Annotated in this window: 16 protein-coding genes; 9 read left to right on the top strand and 7 right to left on the bottom strand. The window is 59.6% G+C overall.

All coding sequences use genetic code 11. The annotated features are described in order from the left end of the window. Positions 1-11 precede the first annotated feature (11 nt). Positions 12-1,022 (bottom strand): AAA family ATPase, encoded by a 1,011-nt coding sequence (locus AGR2A_RS13425; RefSeq protein ID WP_004442986.1) that lies wholly within the window; start codon positions 1,020-1,022, stop codon positions 12-14. Positions 1,023-1,197: 175 nt separating this feature from the next. Between AGR2A_RS13425 and AGR2A_RS13420 the strand changes: the two genes are divergently transcribed. Genes AGR2A_RS13420 through AGR2A_RS13410 form a run of 3 tightly spaced genes read left to right on the top strand, consistent with a single transcriptional unit; the run spans position 1,198 to position 3,715 of the window. Continuing rightward, positions 1,198-1,827 (top strand): DUF1285 domain-containing protein, encoded by a 630-nt coding sequence (locus tag AGR2A_RS13420; RefSeq protein ID WP_072494697.1) that lies wholly within the window; start codon positions 1,198-1,200, stop codon positions 1,825-1,827. Then, positions 1,824-2,462, top strand: coding sequence for a CoA pyrophosphatase (locus tag AGR2A_RS13415; RefSeq protein ID WP_006699454.1), 639 nt, complete (start codon positions 1,824-1,826; stop codon positions 2,460-2,462). Before AGR2A_RS13420 ends, AGR2A_RS13415 begins: the two co-directional genes overlap by 4 nt. After that, on the top strand, positions 2,459-3,715 hold the full coding sequence (locus AGR2A_RS13410) for a CCA tRNA nucleotidyltransferase (protein ID WP_072494696.1): 1,257 nt from the start codon (positions 2,459-2,461) through the stop codon (positions 3,713-3,715). The genes AGR2A_RS13415 and AGR2A_RS13410 overlap by 4 nt, the downstream gene beginning before the upstream one ends. A 26-nt stretch (positions 3,716-3,741) precedes the next feature. Here the strand turns inward: AGR2A_RS13410 and AGR2A_RS13405 are convergent, their stop codons facing one another. The 3 genes from AGR2A_RS13405 to hemF form a co-directional block, all read right to left on the bottom strand. Then, positions 3,742-3,927: a DUF1059 domain-containing protein gene (locus tag AGR2A_RS13405; protein WP_004442982.1), complete on the bottom strand. Its 186-nt coding sequence runs from the start codon at positions 3,925-3,927 to the stop codon at positions 3,742-3,744. 119 nt (positions 3,928-4,046) lie between these two features. Further along, positions 4,047-4,313 (bottom strand): hypothetical protein, encoded by a 267-nt coding sequence (locus AGR2A_RS13400; protein WP_004442981.1) that lies wholly within the window; start codon positions 4,311-4,313, stop codon positions 4,047-4,049. Between the two features lie 121 nt (positions 4,314-4,434). Further along, a complete protein-coding gene (gene hemF, locus AGR2A_RS13395; protein ID WP_072494695.1) occupies positions 4,435-5,346 on the bottom strand; it encodes an oxygen-dependent coproporphyrinogen oxidase in 912 nt (303 codons plus the stop codon). A 128-nt stretch (positions 5,347-5,474) separates the two neighbouring features. On the opposite strand from hemF, the gene AGR2A_RS13390 reads away from it, so the two are divergent. Then, the gene (locus AGR2A_RS13390) at positions 5,475-5,750 is read left to right on the top strand and encodes a hypothetical protein (protein WP_004442978.1); all 276 of its coding nucleotides are present in this window, start codon (positions 5,475-5,477) and stop codon (positions 5,748-5,750) included. Positions 5,751-5,809: 59 nt separating this feature from the next. Here the strand turns inward: AGR2A_RS13390 and AGR2A_RS13385 are convergent, their stop codons facing one another. Both AGR2A_RS13385 and AGR2A_RS13380 read right to left on the bottom strand, forming a co-directional pair. Further along, a complete protein-coding gene (locus AGR2A_RS13385; RefSeq protein ID WP_022556698.1) occupies positions 5,810-7,462 on the bottom strand; it encodes a Na/Pi cotransporter family protein in 1,653 nt (550 codons plus the stop codon). Between the two features lie 173 nt (positions 7,463-7,635). Next, on the bottom strand, positions 7,636-8,109 hold the full coding sequence (locus AGR2A_RS13380) for a tRNA (cytidine(34)-2'-O)-methyltransferase (RefSeq protein WP_072494694.1): 474 nt from the start codon (positions 8,107-8,109) through the stop codon (positions 7,636-7,638). 234 nt (positions 8,110-8,343) lie between these two features. On the opposite strand from AGR2A_RS13380, the gene AGR2A_RS13375 reads away from it, so the two are divergent. From AGR2A_RS13375 to AGR2A_RS13365, 3 genes are all read left to right on the top strand, one after another. Further along, the gene (locus AGR2A_RS13375; RefSeq protein WP_072494693.1) at positions 8,344-9,219 is read left to right on the top strand and encodes a phosphodiesterase; all 876 of its coding nucleotides are present in this window, start codon (positions 8,344-8,346) and stop codon (positions 9,217-9,219) included. A gap of 377 nt (positions 9,220-9,596) precedes the next feature. After that, positions 9,597-11,447: an ABC transporter ATP-binding protein gene (locus tag AGR2A_RS13370; RefSeq protein WP_072494692.1), complete on the top strand. Its 1,851-nt coding sequence runs from the start codon at positions 9,597-9,599 to the stop codon at positions 11,445-11,447. Between the two features lie 571 nt (positions 11,448-12,018). Then, the gene (locus AGR2A_RS13365) at positions 12,019-13,923 is read left to right on the top strand and encodes an ABC transporter ATP-binding protein (protein ID WP_313475266.1); all 1,905 of its coding nucleotides are present in this window, start codon (positions 12,019-12,021) and stop codon (positions 13,921-13,923) included. A 9-nt stretch (positions 13,924-13,932) separates the two neighbouring features. Here the strand turns inward: AGR2A_RS13365 and AGR2A_RS13360 are convergent, their stop codons facing one another. Beyond that, complete coding sequence (locus AGR2A_RS13360) at positions 13,933-14,865, bottom strand: endonuclease/exonuclease/phosphatase family protein (protein WP_072494691.1); 933 nt, start codon at positions 14,863-14,865, stop codon at positions 13,933-13,935. 309 nt (positions 14,866-15,174) lie between these two features. On the opposite strand from AGR2A_RS13360, the gene petA reads away from it, so the two are divergent. Both petA and AGR2A_RS13350 read left to right on the top strand, forming a co-directional pair. Continuing rightward, positions 15,175-15,753, top strand: a complete 579-nt coding sequence (gene petA / locus AGR2A_RS13355; protein WP_004442965.1) for a ubiquinol-cytochrome c reductase iron-sulfur subunit — start codon at positions 15,175-15,177, stop codon at positions 15,751-15,753. A 14-nt stretch (positions 15,754-15,767) separates the two neighbouring features. Beyond that, positions 15,768-17,051, top strand: coding sequence for a cytochrome b (locus AGR2A_RS13350; protein WP_004442963.1), 1,284 nt, complete (start codon positions 15,768-15,770; stop codon positions 17,049-17,051). Positions 17,052-17,068: the final 17 nt, after the last annotated feature.

Below are 17,068 nucleotides of genomic sequence, written 5' to 3'. Positions count from 1 at the left end.
CGAACGTCGCTTCAGTTCTTCGCCTGCTCCACGAGGGCAGCGATGACATCGCGCACCGACATGCCTTCGGCGCGGGCCGCAAAGGTCAGCGCCATGCGGTGTTCCAGCACCGGTTCGGCCAGCGCATAGACATCGTCAAGCGAGGGCGCGAGCCTGCCTTCGTAAAGCGCACGCGCACGGGCCGTCAGCATCAGCGACTGGCCAGCGCGCGGACCGGGACCCCAGGCAACGTTCTTATCGGTCAACTTGTTGCCGTGGCCGGGGCGGGCGGAACGGACGAGCGATAGAATGGCGTCCACCACCTTGTCGCTAACCGGCATCTGGCGGATGAGCGCCTGTATCTCCATCATGCGGGGCGCATCGATGACGCCGCGTGCTTCGCCCGAGGCGGTGCCCGTGGTGTCGAGCAGGATCTGGCGTTCGGCGGCAAGTTCGGGATAACCGACATCCACCTGCAGCAGGAAGCGGTCGAGCTGGGCTTCGGGCAGCGGATAGGTGCCCTCCTGTTCCAGCGGGTTCTGCGTTGCGAGAACGTGAAACGGCTTCGGCAGCTCATATGTCTGGCCGGCCATGGTGATGTGGTATTCCTGCATGGCCTGCAGCAGCGCGGACTGCGTGCGCGGGCTGGCGCGGTTGATTTCATCGGCCATCAGCAACTGAGCAAAAACCGGTCCCTTGATGAAGCGGAACGAGCGGCGGCCGTTTTCGTCCTGGTCCATGACTTCGGAACCGAGAATATCTGACGGCATCAGATCCGGGGTAAACTGGATGCGGTTGGCGTCGAGGCCGAGCACGGTGCCGAGTGTGGTGACGAGCTTGGTCTTGGCAAGGCCGGGAACGCCGACGAGAAGGGCGTGGCCGCCGGAGAGGATGGCGAGAAGCGTGTTCTGCACCACCTTTTCCTGGCCGAAGATAACCTTGGAGACTTCCGCGCGGATCGCCGCAATGTCGGACAGCGCCTTTTCGGCCGAGGCGATGATCGCCTTTTCATCGAGGGTTTCGCCGGTATTCATCACGCCCATGTCGCTCTCCTCATACCTTCGCCGCTGTCACATTTGCATTCCGGTTTTGCTGGCCGCCAGCCGGAACGGATTTTGCGCTGCATATAGCTTATTGCTCTCTTGGCCGCTGACAAGCGCCATTCGAATGACTATGTCGTGACTTAGTATTTCCTTATCGGCAAAGCGAGACTCGAATATGGCAGCGGAGACGATAAATTCGGCTGATGATGCGGCTGGCCTTGCGGCGTTGATTTCCCGCGCCGCGGAACAGACCGGTGACGCCAGGCGCGGACCGGCCCCGGTGGACCGCTGGAATCCACCCTTTTGCGGCGATCTCGACATGGAAATCCGCGCTGACGGCACCTGGTTCTACCTCGGCACGCCCATTGGCAGGGCGCCGCTGGTGCGGCTGTTTTCGACCGTTCTGCGCAAGGATGAGGATGGCAAAACCTATCTTGTAACTCCTGTGGAAAAAGTCGGGATCCGGGTCGTCGATGCGCCTTTCGTCGCCGTGGAAATGAAGGTGACGGTGGGCGAGGAGGATGGGGAGCCTGTGCTCACCTTCCGGACGAATGTCGGCGACGTGGTGGAGGCGGGGCGGGAGCATCCGCTGCGGTTTGAAATTTCGGGCAAAAACCGCGAGTTGAAGCCCTATCTTCTGGTCCGCGGCCGTCTGGAAGCGCTTGTCTCGCGAGCCGTGATGTACGACCTTGTCGCCCTCGGTGAAGTGATCGAGGTTAACGGCGTCGACATGTTCGCGGTGCGCTCGGGCGGCGTCGTTTTTCCAGTCATGCCCGCCAATGAACTGGAACGGCTTTCGCAATGACGATCACGACAATAGGCCTCAGGGCTTTTACTGCAAGCGACTTCCGCCGCCGGGTGCTGCAGGAGGGCGAGGGCGTGGCCGAGCGCGAAAATGGCGACCATGTCCTCAATCCGGGCGTGGTGCTGTCCGGGAACGGCATCAAGTTGAAAGACGCCGCCGTGCTGGTCCCGGTTATCGATGACGGCAATGATGCCCGGGTAATCTTCACCCAGCGCACCTCCACCTTACGCAAACATTCAGGTCAGATTTCCTTCCCGGGCGGCGGTATCGACGCCGAGGACCGCACGCCGGAAGAGGCAGCATTGCGCGAAGCGGAGGAGGAAATCGGTCTGTCCCGGTCCTTCGTGGAAACGGTGGGGCGATTGCCGGATTATATCTCCGGCACGGGTTTCCGGATAAAGCCGGTGCTGTCCGTTGTTCGGCCGGGCTTCGACCTCACGCTCAATCCGGCGGAAGTGGACGAAGTTTTCGAGGTGCCGCTGTCCTTTCTGATGAACCCTGAAAACCACGCGCGCGGTAGCCGCATCTTTCAGGGGAAGGAGCGGTTTTTCTATGAAATGCCCTATGGCGAACGCTACATTTGGGGCATTACGGCGGGCATCGTCAGGACGATTTACGAAAGGTTTTATTCATGAACAGCCTTGCCGGCCAGGACTGGTTCGAAAAACCGGCACTGAAGCGCATTTTCACGCTTTTGAATGCCGATGGCGGCGAGGTGCGGATCGTCGGCGGCGCGGTGCGCAACGCGCTGATGGGCCTGCCGGTGGTTGATATCGACATGGCCACGACGCTGACCCCTGACATGGTTGTTGCGCGGGCCAAGGCTGCGGGCATCAAGGCGGTGCCAACAGGCATCGAGCATGGCACGGTAACGCTGGTCATCGACGGTGAAGGTTTCGAGGTGACGACGCTGCGCCGCGATGTGGAGACCAATGGCCGCCACGCACAGGTGGCCTTCGGCACCGACTGGCAGACCGATGCCGAGCGGCGCGATCTCACCATCAATGCTCTTTATGCCGATGAAAAGGGCGAGATCATCGACCTTATCAACGGGTTGCCCGATATCGAAACCGGAACCGTGCGCTTCATCGGCGATGCGGCGACGCGAATTTCGGAAGATTATCTGCGGATTCTCCGCTTTTTCCGCTTTTTTGCCCATTATGGCTCTGGCCGCCCGGATGCCGATGGCTTGCGAGCCAGCGCACGGGCCAAGGACAGGCTGGCGACGCTTTCGGCCGAGCGGGTGTGGAGCGAGTTGAAAAAGCTGCTTTCGGCTCGCGATCCTTCCCGCGCCCTGCTCTGGATGCGGCAATCGGGCGTTCTAACGGAAATTCTTCCCGAAACCGAGAAATGGGGTATCGACGCCATTCACGGTCTGGTCGCGACGGAGCAGGCTCTTGGCTGGGCGGTGGATCCAATGCTGCGGCTTGCCGCGATCGTGCCGCCGGATAGGGAGAGGATGGCCTCTCTGGCCGCGCGGCTGAGGCTGTCGAAGGCAGAAGCTGCCTACCTTGCCCATTGGGCCTCGGCCCCGCCGGCAGATCCCGAACTGAAGGAGACGGCGCTCGACCGGTTGCTTTATCGTCAAGGTGTCGAAGGCGTGAAGACGCGGCTGAAACTCGCGCTTTCCTCCGCTCGTGCCGATATTTCGGCCGGCGAGACAGCCATGCAGAAGGTTGCGCGGTTTTCGACACTGCTGGCGAGGGCGGAGAAATTCCAGAAGCCCGGATTTCCGTTAAGCGGTGCAGACGTGATGGCAGCGGGCGTCGCGGCCGGTCCGCAGGTCGGCGAGGTGCTGAAAAGCCTTGAGGAAAAGTGGATCGACGTCAATTTCTCGCTTGACCGGGCAGCGCTGACCGCCCGGCTTAAAGAGATGCTTCAGGACTGATATTGCCGGAGCGCTGATACTCCGGTCTAAGCCGCATTCGCCTCGTCGCGGATGCGGGCCTTGATGTTCTCGATCATATTTTCGCGGATAACGGTTTCGCCGTGGGCCGAGCGCATATGCTCCACCGTGCGGCGGACGACTTCAGCATCGTCATCTGCGCGTGTATGCCAGGCGCAGCCCGGCACGAGCGTTCCACATTCAAAAAGTCTCATGGTCTTGCCTCCCTGCTTCAGAAAAAGGCAGCATTGAAGTGACGTGCTGCCCTTCCGTTATGAAACAAAAGTCCGCCGCTTATGTTCCAAAGCGGCGTCCTTGAGCGCTGATACCGGACTTATTCGGGCATCGCCCAGCACTGGAAAACGGAGGACGTCCCGGCCGGCGGGATTTTTGTGCTGGGTCGTTCGTCGTTATCCGCGCGCTTCACGGCTTTTCCGGCGAGCGTGCGTTTCACCTGTTCGACATAAAAGGAATGCGGCAGTTCGCGATCGCCTGTTGAGCGCATTTCGGCGGCCAGGCGGTCAATCAATGCGGTGGTATCGATGGATTGCGATGCTCCCTCGGCGGAAGCAGAAATAGGCATGCTGTTCGAAGTAATCATGACGATAGCTCCTCCAGTACGTCTGCGGGAGGAGACTACCACTGCCTTGATTTTTCCATAAGTCCTAATTTACGCTATTTGCGACAAAATGGCTGATAAGCGTCAAATTTGCGTGAGGTTTTCAGGGCCAGCGCACCACCGGCGGCAGGGAAGACAGGATCGATTCGACGTTGCCGCCGGTCTTCAGTCCAAAGATGGTGCCGCGATCGTAGAGAAGGTTGAATTCCACGTAGCGGCCACGGCGAATAAGCTGCTCGTCACGGTCCTCTTCCGTCCAGTTCTGGTTGAAATTGGCGCGGACGATTTTCGGATAGACCAGATTGAAGGCCCGGCCGACATCCTGCACGAAGGCGAAATTGGCGTCCCAGCCGCCATTTTGCTCTTGCGGATGCAGCCAGTCGAAAAAGATGCCGCCGGTGCCGCGCGGCTCGTCGCGGTGCTTCAGGTAGAAATACTCGTCGCACCACGTCTTGTATCGTGGATAGTCCGCCACGGGATGGCGGTTGCAGGTGATCTCGAAGGCGCGGTGGAACAGCTGGGTATCGGCGTCCTGTTGCGTCCGCCTGCGGCCAAGCACCGGCGTCAGGTCCGCGCCGCCGCCGAACCAGTGGCTGGTGGTGACGACCATGCGGGTGTTCATGTGCACAGCCGGCACATTGGGATTGACCGGATGGGCGATGAGCGACAGTCCCGATGCCCAGAAGCGCGGGTCTTCTTCCGCGCCCGGTATCTGCTTGCGGAATTCCGGCGAAAATTCGCCGTAGACGGTGGAGGTGTGCACGCCAACCTTTTCGAAGACGCGCCCTTCCATCACAGACATCTTGCCGCCGCCGCCTTCACCATTGTCACGCAGCCAGTCTTTCTGGACGAAACGGCCTGGTTCCTGATCGGACAAGGGGCCGGTCAGTTCGTTTTCCAGGGTTTCGAAGGAGGCGACGATGGTGTCGCGCAGATGCTGGAACCATGCCTGGGCAACGGCCTTCTTGTCTTCAATGTCCTCGGGCAAGCCCTTCGGCAAGATCGGCCGTTCCATGTCTCATTCTCCTGCGGTGTAGTCTGTCATGCCGCCTCTAGCAGGTGTTTGCGCCGCGCACAAATTCGACTCGCCAAGTCAGCGTGTCGACACTATCTTTAAAGACGTAGGTGCCAGAGGTGAATATCATGACGAAATTTACCGGACCGCCGCCCCTCGACGGGCTGAAGCGCAGAATTGCCAATCACCGCAGGGAGCGCGACAGCGCCGGCGGCGAGCAAAAGCGTGAGGGCATGTTCGTGCGGCAGACGTTCTGTCTGGGACGCGAAGAAGCCCGCGCCAAGGCTCGAGAATGGTTCGACAGCTTTCCCAAGGCCGCTTACTGGACGGAAGTGGAAAGCTGGCGGCAGCTGGAAGGTGACCGCATCGAATTCACCATGCGCCGGCTTCCCTCGGCAGACTGATTTTTAGAGTGCTTTAGTCTTCCCGTACCGAAAAACCGGGCGACGCTTCCTGAAATCCTCTAGGCGCGCGGCTCGGCGTATCGCAAACGGCTTTCGATCAGCACGCCGCTTTCATCCAGAATGGGGTGCGCCACCGAAACGATATGGGCGTTGATACGCTTGAGGTCGCGCAGCATGTCGAGATGCAGCGAGCTTGTCTGCATGCTTTCCGTCAGCCCGTCGCGCAGCCGCTCCAGATGGCGGTTGGAGGATTGTTTTTCGAGGCGGCGAATATCCACCTTGCTTTCCATCAGCCTGCGGGCAAGTTCGAAATCGCCGGTCACCAGAATGCTCTGGGCGGCGCGCAGGTTCTCGATGGTCATGTCGAACAGGGTCTTCAACTCCTCATAACCGTCATCGGAAAATTTGAAGCTGTTCAGCACCTTCTTGCGGATCTGTTCGCAAATGCCCTTTTCGATGATGTCGCCGATATGTTCGAGGTTGATGGCATAATCGATGATTGCGATCGAACGGCGGGCATCCTCATCGTCAAGCCCCTTGCGGCCGAGCTGGGACAGATAGACCTTTACTTCCTGCTGGCGGCGGTCGACCTTTTTTTCGAGCAGGGATATTTCGGCAAGCGGCGCCAGGTCGTTGTGCTTGAAGGCGTTTTCGGCGCGGATCAGCATTCGCTCGATGCTGTCGCCGACGACCAGGACCTCCCGCGTTGCATTGGCCAGTGCCACCACCGGCGTTGCCAGCGCCTGTTGATCGAGGAAATTCGGGCCGTCTTCGGCTTTCGGATCACCGGGAACCAGCTTCGTCATCAGATCCGAGATGAGGCCCGAGAAGGGCCATGCGAGCGCGGCCAGGATGACGTTGAAGATGAGATGGGCGTCGACCGGCAGTTTCGCGGGTGAAAGCGGCAATTGCTGCAGGAACTCCGCGCCATAGGAGGCGAGCGGCAGGGCGATGAGGCAGCCAGTGGTGCGCACCGCGAGATTGCCTATGGTGATGCGCCGCGCCGAGGCGGGGCCGGAAAGCGTGGCGATGACCGGAGGAATGGCGCCGCCGAGATTGGCGCCGAGAATGAGGACGATGACGAGGCCGGTGGAAAGCGTTCCGGTGGCCGCAAGCGACAGGATCAACACCACCACGGCAAGGCTGGAGGAGGAGACGAAGGCAAGCACCGCGGAGAAAATCAGCGCAACCGGCCAGGCCCCGTCGAGCAGGCCGATAAAGACGGCAAGCGCGGGCGAGGCGCGCATGGGCTCGGTCGCGCCGCTCAGCAGATGCAGTGACAAAAGCATCAGGCCGATGCCGATCAGCGCCGTTCCGCCGCCCTGCCTGGCGTTGGAGCTTCCCTTCTTGAGCACGATGCCCGCGAGGATCAGAAGCGGTGACAACCATTCGACGCCCGCCGCCACGATCCACGCGGTCACGGCGGTGCCGACATTGGCGCCAAGCAGCACGACCTGTGCCATGCGCGGCTTGATGAGGTCACGTTCGGCGAAGGAGGCGACGGTGAGAGCGGTTGCCGTGGAGCTCTGCAGCGCGACGGTGGCGAAGAAGCCGGAAAAGAAGGATCGGGGCCCGTTCTGGGTGCCGGTGGCGAGTACGCTCCTCAGTTTCATGCCAAAGGCACGGGTCACGCCATCCTTCACCTGGGCGAGGCCGAAGAGCAGCAGCGCGACCGCGCCGAGAAGATTGACGATGACAATGGTGGACTGCATGCGACGTCTCCACACACCCGCCGGCGGACCGTCTCGGCGAGGGCGATTTTTATTGTCCGGCTAATCAGTATAGGAGCGTGAACGCCTCCGGTACAGGCCGGGTTGCGACAGTTTCGCGGCAAAAACGGCCAATTTTCAAATTTGCCTGAAAAATTGGCTGTAAAGATGGCAGGTCAGGACCATGAGGTCTGGCGCAAGGCCTCGCCGGTGACCATCGCAGCCGACATCGCAACGTTGATCGAGCGCTGCCCGGCGACCATCGGAATGATGATTCGCTCATCCGCCTTTTCATGCACGTGATCAGGCACGCCCGCACTTTCGCGGCCAAAGAGCAGGATATCGTCGGCACGATAGGTGATATCAGTATAGGGCAGGGCTGCCTTGGTGGAGGCGAGGACGAGCCGCCGGCCGGTGGTTGCCCGCCATTCCTCGAAGCGACCCCAGCTGACATGGCGCGTGAGGGCGGCCGCCGCAATGTAGTCCATGCCGGCCCGTTTCAGATTGCGATCCGAGATGTCGAAACCTGCGGGTTCGATGATGTCGACGCCAAGGCCAAGGCAGGCGGCCAGCCGCAGGATGGTGCCGGTATTGCCGGGAATGTCGGGCTGGTAAAGGGCGATTCTGATTTCGGTCGTGGTGCCGGACATGGAGATCTCACTGCGGTTGCTATGCTCGTCCGATTATCACGCGCGGACAGGGGACGACAGGCAGTTTGCGAAAAGTCCCTCTCGGGTGTCATTCCAGACCGGATATTCATGCGCGTGACACACTGGGCGGCTACCCATTCACCAGTACATCATCAGGCTTGCCCGAACCATCGGGAACGGTTGACGTCGGCCTACTTGAGCCGGATCTTCTGCACGCAGGAACAGGGGGATAGCATGTCCGAACGGGTGAATTTCGTCCATCTGACCGATCTGCATGTGGGCAATCCGCAGGTGCAGGATGACGATCTTTATTCAGAGACCTCGGCCACGCTTTCCACGACGCTTGCGCAGATCAAGGCGCTGGTGCCGCCGCCCGAATTCATCATCGTCAGCGGCGATCTGACCAATCGGGGCGATGCCGGCAGCTATGAGGAGCTCAAGCGTCTGATAAAGGAAGCGGAACTCGGTATGCCTGTGCTCTTCGCGCTCGGCAATCACGACCGCCGCGATGGATTTTATCCCGTGATGCTCGATCGCCACGAGGATCTGGACGAGCCCTATGACCATGCCGAGGTGATTGCCGGCATTCACATCATCGTCATGGACACCAGCGTTCCCGGCAAGGTCGGGGGTGCTTTCGAACCCGGACAGGTCGAATGGCTTGAGGATGAGCTGGAAAACCATCCCGAATTGCCGAAGCTGCTGGTGATGCACCATGCGCCGGCGCTTGATTTCGACCGTCCCGATGCGGAGTGGGAATCCCTGTCCTTTGACGATACCGAGATTCTGGACGAGCTGCTGTTCGAACATGATGTCATTGGTATTCTGGCAGGCCACATCCATTACGACCGCATTTCACACTGGCAGGGCATTCCCATCGTGGTCGGTATCGGCCAGCATTTCGCGACCGATCCTCTATGGCTGCATGAGGGCGTACGCATGCTCTCCGGCGCATCTTTCGCCATCGGCACGATAAGGGATACCGGCCTGACCGTCACCTTTGCCCCGCAGCCCAGCGACCGGCGGGAACTCAAGCGCCATACTCAGGCCGGAATGATCGAGTTGATCACGGAATATGAGAGTGGTCAGGCGCAGGACGCAGCCGAATAAGGCGGTGCAGCACGGCAGGCGGCGGTCGGAAACCTTTGCGGGTAAATCCGTCCCTTTGTGCTACTCGACACATCTCGAGTTTTCGAGCGTGTCGGTGTCTTTCCGGCTGGTCATTGCTTAATTTTTGCGCTACAAGGCCATATCTTCAACACCAGCCAAGGGAGGTTCTTATGCCAAATGACATTCGTATTCGCCTCCCGGCCCCAGTAGTGCTGCTGCTGGCCTAGGTGTTACTCCGCGGCTCGGCCGCGTTTCCCATATTCCGATTCGTCATGTGGCTGTCACGGCCATGTTCAAAGACTTTTCCGTTCCGTCGTGGGCCATATTGCGTCCGCTTACCTTTGACGACGGGGCGATTTATTGCCGGAGCTTGGCCTATGTTTGGCTGGTTTGAAAAACGTCTCGATCCCTTTCCGTCTTCGACGCCTTCCGTGCCGCCGAAGACGCTTCTGCCGTTCCTGTGGCATTATGTGAAGCCCGCCTGGCCCTGGCTGCTGCTGCTCGGCCTGATGTCGATGGGCATCGCCGTTGCGGAAGCGATGCTTTACAAATTCCTCGGCAATATCGTCGACTGGCTTTCCACGGCCAATCGTGAGACGTTTTTTGCCGATGAGGGCTGGCATCTGATCATCATGGCCGGGCTGGTGCTGTTTCTGCTGCCGCTGATGGGCGCGATCCACACCATGACGATGCACCAGACGCTTGCCGGCAATTTCGGCATGATTGCGCGCTGGAAAATGCACCGTTTCCTGCTGCGCCATTCCATGACGTTTTTCGCCAATGAATTTGCCGGCCGGGTTTCGACCAAGGTCATGCAGACGGCGCTGGCGATCCGCGAAGTGGCACTGAAGGTCATCGACGTCTTCGTCTACGCGATCAGCTTTGTCGTTTCGATGCTGTTCATGGTCGCGGCTGCCGATTGGCGACTGGTTATCCCCCTTTTGGTCTGGCTGGGTATCTACATGGGTATCCTCGCCTATTTCGTGCCCAAGCTCGGCCGGCTGGCGCAGGAGCAGGCCGATGCGCGCTCCATGATGACGGGCCGGATAGTCGACAGCTATACGAATATCTCGACGATCAAGCTGTTTTCCCATGCGGGCCGCGAGGAGAGATACGCGCGTGAGGGCATGAACGTGTTTCTCGGAACCGTTCACCGCCAGATGCGCAAGATTTCCGGCTTCAACATCCTGATCGACCTCAACAATGCGGTGGTTCTGTTTTCAACGGCCGCGCTCGGTCTTTATTTCTGGATGCAGGGTTCGGTGACGGCCGGTTCGGTTGCCATCGCCATCAGCCTCGCCATGCGCGTCAACGGCATGTCCCAGTGGATCATGTGGGAAGTCACGTCGCTGTTCGAAAACATCGGCACGGTCTATGACGGCATGTCGATGATGACGAAGCCGCATGACATCGTCGACGTTCCGAAGGCTCCGGAACTTGCGGCCCCGCAGGGCGGCATCCGCTACGACAACGTCCGCTTCCACTATGGCAAGAACAAGGGCGTGATCGACGGGCTGACGCTTGATATCAAGCCGGGCGAAAAGGTCGGTCTGGTCGGGCGTTCGGGGGCGGGCAAGACGACGCTGATGAACCTGCTGCTGCGTTTTTACGATCTGGAAGGCGGCAGGATCACCATCGACGGTCAGGACATCTCCAAGGTGTCGCAAGACAGCCTGCGAGAATTGATCGGTGTCGTGACGCAGGATACGTCGCTGCTGCACCGCTCGATCCGCGACAACATTGCCTATGGTCATCCGGAAGCCACCGACGAGCAGGTGATTGCGGCAGCAAAGCGGGCCAATGCCTGGGATTTCATCGAAACGCTGGTCGACATGCATGGTCGCCAGGGCCTCGATGCCCAGGTAGGTGAACGCGGCGTGAAACTGTCGGGCGGCCAGCGCCAGCGTATCGCAATTGCGCGCGTCTTCCTCAAGAACGCGCCGATTCTGGTGCTTGATGAGGCGACCTCGGCGCTCGATTCAGAAGTCGAGGCGGCAATTCAGGAGAACCTGTTCGCGCTTATGGAAGGCAAGACGGTGATCGCCATCGCCCACCGTCTCTCGACGCTGACCGAAATGGACCGGCTGATCATTCTGGACAAGGGCCGGATCGTGGAAGCGGGCAGCCATGCGGAACTGGTGGCAATGGGCGGCATTTACGCCGATTTGTGGCGGCGCCAGTCCGGCGGCTTCATCGCCGATCATGAGGTGGAAGCGGCCGCGGAGTAGTGGATGCAAGAGGGCGGGGAATAGTCTCCGCCCATTCGCTTATGATGCGCACTCTCGCCTTTCCTCCGTCACGCGGGCTCCGTCCACAGCTGTCCGGTTTAAATTCTGGCCAGGCTACAATCCGTAGAAGTCGGTGGCGAAGGGTGGAATTCACTCAACGTTATCCTCGGGCTTGTCCCGCGGATCGAATCACGTCGAATAAAATCAACCGTTGCACATCCTCGGGTCAGGCCCGAGGATGACGTCGGCGCGATTTGCTCGACTTTCCTTCCTATTGGGGAGAGGCCGCTCTTCTTTCGCGTCCGCCCAAGGCAAAAACCTGAAATCCTCTTCGACTGAGATGCTTGCGCGTCCTCCAGAAATTTAAATCAGACAGGAGTGGACTTGATCCGGCATCCGTCACGGCGCGTCTGCGCCGTAAGACCCCGGATCTCGTCCGGGGTGACAGCGTGGAGATGCTTGCCGATGCGCAAAATGTCGCTGGGTGGATTTCAAGACCGGGAACATTCCCAGCCCCTTTTTCATTTCCCGAACGTTACCGAAATATAATCTCTCACCGTAGCCTCCGCGGCTGTTCCCGCACCGGGAATCCGCCTATATCCGGATCATGCTCATTACCCGCATCTTCGAGTATTTCGAGAACTGGATAAAGCCCTTCGACCGCAAGGACGATTTGCGGCCGCCGGAAAGCACGTTCGCCTTCATCTGGTTTTATATTTCGCAGGCGAAAGCGCCGTTCTTCGCGATGCTGGTGCTGGGTGGGCTGACTGCGGCCATCGAGGCGGCGCTTTTCTGGTTCGTCGGTCGGCTTGTTGATATTCTCTCGACGGTAAAACCGGAAGAAGGCTGGGCCGGGTTGCTTTCCACCCATGGCGGCGAACTCGTCGGCATGCTTGTCCTGATCGGCGTCATCCGCTTCATCGTCACGATGCTAACGGCGCTGGTGGATCAGCAGATCATCACGCCCGGCTTCTACAATCTGGTGCGCTGGCAATCCTACATGCATGTGGCGCGGCAGTCGCTGACCTTTTTCCAGAACGATTTTTCCGGCCGCATCGTCACCAAGGTCTGGTCCGGCGGGCAGGCGGCGGGCGACCTTGTGACCTCGTTGATGGAAAGCGTCTGGTTCGTCGGTATCTATTCCGTCTCGATGCTTTTTCTGATCGGGGGGCTGGACTGGCGGCTTGCGGTCGTCGTCGTTGTCTGGGTGGCGATCTTCTCGCTGCTGGCGCGCTATTTCGTGCCGCGCATCCGCTATCATTCAAAAGAAACGGCGGAAGCCGCCTCCATGCTTTCCGGCCGCATGGTAGATGCCTACAGCAATATCCAGACCCTGCGGCTGTTCGGGCGCGACGACGCCAATGACCGCTACATGCGGCAGGGCTTCGATATCTTTCAGCGTGCGACGATGACGTTCACGCGGTTCATTACCGGTGTGCGCGCATCGATGGCGCTGCTGTCAGGCGTCATGATCACGTCCATGGCGGCTCTCTGCATCGATCTGTGGCTTTCCGGCAAGATCAGTTCCGGTGCGGTGGCCTTCACGCTGGCGCTGGTGCTGCGTCTCAACTTCCTGCTGGGGCGCCTGATGACGCAGTTCAACGGCATCATGCGCAATTTCGGCACGGTGCAGAACGCCGCCGAGTTGATCTCTCAGCCGATCGGTCTCGTCGATGCGCCTGACGCGGTTATGCTGGAGGTTAAAAAACCGAGCATTCGTTTCGAGAATGTCAGTTTCCACTATGGCCGAAAGAACGGTGTCATCGACCATCTCAATCTCGACATCAGGGCAGGGGAAAAGGTCGGCATCGTCGGACGCTCCGGCGCGGGGAAATCCACCCTCGTCAATCTGCTGCTGCGGTTTTACGATGTCGAGAAGGGACGCATTCTCATCGACGGGCAGGATATTGCGGGGGTAACCCAGGAATCGCTGCGGGCCCATATCGGTATGGTTACGCAGGACACCTCGCTGCTGCATCGCTCTATCAGGGACAACATCCTGTTCGGCCGCACCGACGCCAGCGAAACGCAATTGCAGGAGGCGACGCGACGGGCCAAGGCGGACGACTTCATCAAGCGGCTGGAGGATCAGCGCGGACGCACCGGTTTTGACGCCCATGTGGGCGAACGCGGCGTGAAACTCTCCGGCGGCCAGCGCCAGCGCATCGCCATTGCCCGTGTGATGCTGAAGGATGCACCAATCCTCGTGCTTGATGAGGCGACCTCGGCGCTCGATTCCGAGGTAGAGGCTGCGATCCAGAGTAATCTGGACGAGCTGATGCAGGGCAAGACGGTGCTGGCAATCGCCCACCGCCTTTCGACCATCGCGGCGCTCGACCGGTTGATCGTGATGGATCAGGGGCGCATCGTCGAGCAGGGCACACATTCGGAACTGGTCTCGCGGGGCGGACTCTATTCGGAGCTCTGGGCGCGGCAATCGGGCGGGTTTCTCGCGGCAGACGAGGCGATCCCGTAAAGCGCGGCGCTATTTGCCGATCATGAAGTCGGCCATCAGACCGTAATGATTGGCGCCGAGACTGTCCGGCAGGCGCGTGGTTTTTATCAGCGTTGCCGGTTCACGGGCGAAGATATGGTCGATGGCTATGCCGAAACGTCCTGCTTCCGTTGGCCAAGTCGCGGGTTCCCAGGGCGCTTTCCTGAGATCGTTGGCGGCCAGAAAATCCCGCATATCGGGAGCGATGCTTGCCGAATTGAAGTCTCCTGCAAGAATGAGCGGCCCGGTGACGCGGTAGAGAATTTCGCTGACCTCGTCCAGCTCGTCGCGGTGATAATCGTCGAAATAGGGCTTGGTAAGATGGGCCGCGGCAAGCGTGACTTCCCTGCCGTCGAGATCGATTTTGGCGATCGCGAAACGGTCGCGGCGCAGGTCGCTAAGACTATGAAAATGGCCTTCGAGCAAAGGCCGCTTCGACAGGATCACGAGGTCACAGCCCGGCGTTCCCTCGAAGCAGCCCAGCCTGTGCGGATATGTCTGTTGCAGACGCGGCAGAGCCGATTGCAGGGCGTCCGCTTCAAAGAGATAAACCGCATCGGCGTGTGATTCGACAATCGCGTCGGCAATCACCTCCGTATTGGCGGCGTTATCCATCAGCACATTGAAGGAAAGCAGCCGGAACGGCTGCGCATCCGGTGCGGCCGTGGCCGATGTCGAAAAATCCAGAAGCATGGCCACCGCATGGACGGCGAGCGCAATCGACCAGACCAAGAGCACGGCGGAAAAGGCGTCGCGCATGAGCCAAAATACCAGCCATGACAACAGGATGCAGATAATGGCGATATGAAGCTGGAAGCTGGTGACGAAGGCAAGAAGCCAGAAATCGGTGATGTAGCGCAGACTGGCAATGACGAGAACGGCAGCAACCGCCGTGGAGACCATGCACGAGAGCTTCGCCGTCATCCGAATCCCTGCTTTCCAAGCTCTCCCTCGTAGTCTCCTAACATGGCGCCTTTGGGTGCACAATGTTGCCCGACTGCCAGAGGCGGCGAAAAAATGAGAAGCAAATCGGGCGCTTCGGGCAGAATTACGGCAGCTTTGTGTGCTTTGCTCTTGCCAAGTCGGTCAATATTTTGCGATCACACAGAGTGACGCGGTTTCTTGATGCCGCAGTTGTGTCCAGGACGGTGGGACGGAGATTGTCCTGGATCAAATCATAGCGGGAGGACTCATGCGATTTACGGCAAAAACAGCGCAGAGGATGGTGTAGCGGTGAGCGAGCACGTAACCAATCACGACGCTTCGGGTGAACCGACCCGTCGCGATTTTCTTTATCTAGTGACAGGAATGGCGGGCGCCGTCGGTGCCGCCGCAGTTGCATGGCCTTTCATTGACCAGATGCGCCCCGATGCATCGACGCTGGCGCTGGCCTCCATCGAAGTGGATGTCGCGGCGGTCGAGCCGGGCATGTCACTTACCGTCAAGTGGCGCGGCAAGCCGATTTTCATCCGCAACCGCACGGAAAAGGAAATCGAGGAAGCCAAGGCGGTCGCTCTTGGCGAACTCAAGGATCCGGTGGCGCGCAACGCCAACATTGCCGCCGACGCGCAGGCGACCGATATCGACCGTTCCGCCGGCGAGGGTAAGGAAAACTGGATCGTCATGGTCGGTTCCTGCACCCATCTCGGCTGCGTTCCGCTCGGCCAGGCCGGCGATTTCGGCGGATGGTTCTGTCCCTGCCATGGCTCGCACTACGATACGGCGGGCCGCATACGTAAGGGTCCGGCGCCGCAGAACCTCGCCATCCCGACATTTGCATTCACATCCGATACCGTGATCAAGATCGGATAAGGGGACAGATATTCATGAGTGGTCATTCCAGTTATCAGCCGTCCACCGGCATCGAGAGGTGGATCGATTCGCGGCTTCCCTTGCCGCGCATGATCTATGACAGCTTCGTTGCCTATCCTGTCCCGCGTAATTTGAACTACGCCTACACTTTCGGCGCGATGCTTTCCGTCATGCTGATCGTGCAGATCCTCACCGGCGTCGTGCTGGCCATGCATTATGCGGCCGAAACGACGGTTGCCTTCAATTCCGTCGAAAAGATCATGCGCGACGTCAACCACGGCTGGCTGCTGCGCTACATGCATGCCAACGGCGCGTCTTTCTTCTTTATCGCGGTTTACCTGCACATCGCCCGTGGCCTCTATTACGGCTCCTACAAGGCGCCGCGTGAAATCCTCTGGATTCTTGGCTGCGTCATCTTCCTGCTGATGATGGCGACGGGCTTCATGGGCTATGTTCTGCCCTGGGGTCAGATGTCCTTCTGGGGCGCGACCGTCATCACCGGCTTCTTCACGGCGTTTCCTGCCATCGGCGAATGGATCCAGCAGTTCCTGCTCGGCGGCTTTGCCGTGGATCAGCCGACGCTGAACCGCTTCTTTGCGCTTCACTATCTGCTGCCGTTCATGATTGCGGGCGTCGTTATCCTGCATATCTGGGCGCTGCACGTCACCGGCCAGACCAATCCTACCGGCGTCGAAGTGAAGAGCAAGACCGACACCGTTCCCTTCACGCCCTATGCGACGCTGAAGGATGCGCTCGGTGTTTCCGTGTTCCTGATCGGTTATGCCTGGTTCGTCTTCTACATGCCGAACTTCCTTGGCCACCCTGATAACTACATCATGGCAGATCCCTTGAAGACCCCGGCGCATATCGTTCCGGAATGGTACTTCCTGCCGTTCTACGCCATGCTGCGCGCCATCACCTTCAACATCTGGGTCATCGATTCCAAGCTGGGTGGCGTTCTCGTGATGTTCGGCGCAATCGTCGTGCTGTTCTTCCTGCCCTGGCTCGATACGTCGAAGGTTCGCTCCGCCGTCTATCGTCCCTGGTACAAGATGTTCTTCTGGCTGTTCGTGGTGAATGCCATCATGCTCGGCTGGCTGGGTTCGCGCCCGGCGGAAGGCACCTACGTCATCATGTCGCAGATCGGCACGCTTTATTACTTCGGTTTCTTCCTCGTCATCATGCCGATCCTCGGTCTGGTCGAAACGCCCCGGCGTATTCCGAATTCGATTACCGAGGCCGTTCTCGAAAAGAACGCCGCCAAGTCGGGTGCCGCGCCTGCGGCTGCCGAAATCTGAGCGCGAAGGAAGGATGA

The sequence above is a fragment of the Agrobacterium genomosp. 2 str. CFBP 5494 genome, from assembly GCF_900013495.1.
Classification (GTDB): Bacteria; Pseudomonadota; Alphaproteobacteria; order Rhizobiales; family Rhizobiaceae; genus Agrobacterium; species Agrobacterium pusense.
Note: the sequence above shows the minus strand (reverse complement) of the source record. Positions and strands in the feature narration are given on the sequence as shown.